3 protein-coding genes and 1 pseudogene are annotated in these 3,305 nt (G+C 40.9%); 3 read left to right on the top strand and 1 reads right to left on the bottom strand.

The features are described from left to right. Positions 1 to 89, bottom strand: a pseudogene (locus PX481_RS05770) (IS200/IS605 family transposase); the annotation flags it as partial. Positions 90 to 317: 228 nt separating this feature from the next. On the opposite strand from PX481_RS05770, the gene PX481_RS05760 reads away from it, so the two are divergent. The 3 genes from PX481_RS05760 (at position 318) to PX481_RS05750 (ending at position 3,178) form a co-directional block, all read left to right on the top strand. Beyond that, positions 318 to 2,060, top strand: coding sequence for an SUMF1/EgtB/PvdO family nonheme iron enzyme (locus tag PX481_RS05760; RefSeq protein WP_288025800.1), 1,743 nt, complete (start codon positions 318 to 320; stop codon positions 2,058 to 2,060). 646 nt (positions 2,061 to 2,706) lie between these two features. Continuing rightward, positions 2,707 to 2,943, top strand: coding sequence for a type II toxin-antitoxin system VapB15 family antitoxin (vap15, locus tag PX481_RS05755; RefSeq protein ID WP_002762933.1), 237 nt, complete (start codon positions 2,707 to 2,709; stop codon positions 2,941 to 2,943). Then, positions 2,921 to 3,178, top strand: a complete 258-nt coding sequence (locus PX481_RS05750; protein ID WP_002762932.1) for a putative toxin-antitoxin system toxin component, PIN family — start codon at positions 2,921 to 2,923, stop codon at positions 3,176 to 3,178. The genes vap15 and PX481_RS05750 overlap by 23 nt, the downstream gene beginning before the upstream one ends. The last annotated feature ends 127 nt before the right edge of the window (positions 3,179 to 3,305 follow it).

Here is a 3,305-nt window from a genome sequence, read left to right as displayed (position 1 = left end):
TCGAAAACGGCTTTACGATATTTGGCTGGGAACACTAAATGATATAGCAAAACACTTACATTATGGCTCTTATGGATGTATTCACTCATTTTTCTATTGTACGCCGCGAGCGGCGGGGAATTAGACCCGAAGAGATTAAAACACGAACAAATTCCCACCGTTTATGATTATTTCTCGGAAGGAAACTCTTTCTATTTAGTGCAAGAGTTTATTGAAGGAGAAACCCTACTTCAATATCCTGTAGTTGGGTTGAGGCACGAAACCCAACACAACCAACTTTTTTAACGTCAACCCAACTACTTAAAGGAGTAAAAACAATGACTAATATTGTGCTTAAAAGTGCTAGGGGTGTTAACTATTCTCGATTACAGCAACTCCTAGCAGCGGGAAACTGGAAAGAAGCAGACAAAGAAACACGTAAAGTCATGCTTCAGGTTGTCAGCAGGGAAAGCAAACGTGGATGGCTAAAGACAGAGGATATTGACAATTTCCCCTGTGAAGATTTGCAAACTATTGACCAACTCTGGCTACACTACAGTCAGGGTAAGTTTGGCTTCAGCGTCCAGAAAGAAATCTATGAGAGTCTCGGTGGCACGAGAGGGTATAATGGGGGATTGTTCGAAAATTTCCATCAAGAAGTCTGGAAAAATTTCGGCGATCTCGTCGGCTGGAGAAAAAGAGGAAAATGGTTGTCTTACAGGAACCTAACGTTTAATAATGCAGCCCCCAAAGCTCACTTCCCATTTTTATTTTATCGTTTCGTTGTTCCGCCGATTGGTATCGTGGCAATTTTGGTTTTTTGGGGTTTGTTTTGCTCGATTTTCTCGATCAGTGTGGGATTAACGTTGTGGCCGTTGTGGGTTTTTCTTTTTGGGTGGGCTTTTTTTTGGTTTGTGTTTTGGTTTGCGTTTTGGTATGTGGTTGGTATTTTTACTTGTTGGGTATTTGTGGTTATCTTGGTAGCGTCAGATGTTAATTGGCATAAGCCTAATTGTTTTATTCGGCTTATTCGGCGTATTAAACTTTTTGTCAACTGGGACTTTTTGCGTTCTCTTAAGGATGAGATCGGTTTCAGTTTGCTATATTCGATGTATTGTATTTACTCACTGATGGTTGTGGTTGCTGTGGTTATTGCTAGGCAGATAGGTACCAGTCTGGAGCCGCATTTATTCCCGCTGGCTTTGCAGTTATCGTTTCTTGAGATGTTTCTGCTCCGGTTCGGTCTCAATGGTGGCTTCCTGGGGGCTCTCTCCTCTCGCGCAAAGGATTGTAACTTAGGGAAAAGTAACGCTCCGGTGACATCTACACCCCTACCTAAAGTAGCGCCAACTCCACTGACAAACTTCACCGAAAAAATATCCAAGGGCATAACACTGGAGATGGTAGGCTTACCAGCAGGTCAATTTATCATGGGCTCTCCTGATAGTGATCCCTATGCTAGGGATTGGGAAAAGCCTCCACACCAAGTTCAAGTCAACAGTTTTGCGATCGGGAAATATCCGGTGACTCAGGCACAATATCAAGCAGTAATGGGAAACAATCCCTCTTGGTTTAAAAATAATCCCCAAAATCCAGTAGAAAAGGTTAGTTGGGATGATGCTCAAGCTTTTTGTCAGAAATTGAGTCAAATAACCGGGAAAACCTATCGCCTACCGACAGAAGCGGAATGGGAATATGCCTGTCGTGCGGGAACTACTACTCGCTATTATTTCGGTGATGATGCTAGTCAGTTAGGAGATTACGCTTGGTATGGCGGAAATTCTCAGCAGACAACTCATCCTGTGGGCCAGAAAAGGCCCAATGCTTGGGGACTGTATGATATGAGTGGCAATGTTTGGGAGTGGTGCGAGGACAATTGGCACGATAACTATATCGGAGCGCCAAAGGATGGCAGTGCTTGGCTGACAAATGATAATGATTATCAAATACTGCGGGGCGGTTCTTGGTGCGACCTTCCGTATGACTGCCGTTCCGCTGACCGCCTCAGCCGCTCCCGCCGCGGCAACGACTACGACGACTTCGGTTTTCGGGTGGTGTGCGGTGCTGGGAGGACTCTGTAACCCTTATTCTCTTTTTACCCTTTTTTACCCTTTTTTACTTTTTTCAATTTTTCTCTTTTTCCCGCCTAGCGGCGGGTCGATTTTTTTGAAAAAATTGAGGTAGTAATCTGTGGTTTGTAGGGTGCGTGTTTGCGCGTATTTAAAGGAGATTTGTTATAATTAAATTATGATTGCGCCGTAACGCACCATCTTAAGAAAATTGGTGCGTTACGCTATCACTAACGCACCCTACAAGAGCCGCTACTGTGTCTGGAGTGGTTTTTATTATGATTATTTAACTGCTACCGCATATCCCCCCGTAGCAATCTCTCCCTAGTAACAGGTTTCTAGTTCCTGTTTGATATTCAGGCAGAATGAATGATATAATTGGTGCGTGGGGCGTGGGGGTTGGTTATCCTTCTCTCAAAGCTTTTAACCTGTAGAATATAACGATCTCAGGTTTTTTGTCAAGTCTAATTTGAGGGATTTTGCTCCCGTAAACATCAGCTTTTGGGGAACTCGATAGATAAATTATGAATTATGAATTATGAATTATGAATTATGAATTATCAAAAAGAATAGAAGAAACAAATAGATATTCGGGAACGTTGTTTTGAGTATGCACTGCGAGCAATTAAACTTTATCAATAAACAATAATTTGAGAAAATGAACCAAAAAACTTACCAACTAACCTTAAACTTTGACCAGATTTTAGATTTGGTTAAACAACTCCCAGAAAGTGACAAAATAAAACTCAGTAAAGAACTCGAAAAAGAAACTTTAAATCAAAAATTAACCCAACTTTTAGAAACCTTTAAAACTGATGAGCTTTCCCTAGAGACAATTACCGAAGAAGTGGAGGAAGTTAGGGCTGAAATTTATGGACAACAAGCCACCGATTAAAGTTATTATTGATACTAACCTTTGGATTAGCTTTCTTATTGGTAAACAGTTAGCTGGTTTAAAATATCTACTGATTGAAAAAACTCTTGTGCCGATTTTTTCTCCACAGCTACTTAATGAAATTAACCTTGTTACCAAAAGACCAAAATTACAAAAGCATTTTTCCCAAAGAAAAGTTCAAGAATTACTTGAACTTTTAAGCATAATTGGGTTATGTATTGAGGCTCTTCGGTAATTGTTATGCAATGGACGGGGGTTATAAGGGATGGAACCCTTATAGAGAAAGGCATTTAGCGATTTTTGTCAATTGTTTTTGCTCTAGAGCGAACTAATCAATTAAGTCTCTTGCCAGATAAGGATTT

The organism is Microcystis sp. M53603_WE2, assembly GCF_030065435.1.
The sequence above is the reverse complement of the archived record's forward strand: the minus strand, read 5'-3'. Positions and strand labels throughout refer to the sequence as shown.

What these genes read in the sequence shown, in the direction of transcription:
- PX481_RS05760 (WP_288025800.1), top strand. Translation starts at nt 318, where the DNA reads ATGACTAATATTGTGCTTAAAAGTGCTAGGGGTGTTAACTATTCTCGA.
- PX481_RS05750 (WP_002762932.1), top strand. Translation starts at nt 2,921, where the DNA reads ATGGACAACAAGCCACCGATTAAAGTTATTATTGATACTAACCTTTGG.
- vap15 (WP_002762933.1), top strand. Translation starts at nt 2,707, where the DNA reads ATGAACCAAAAAACTTACCAACTAACCTTAAACTTTGACCAGATTTTA.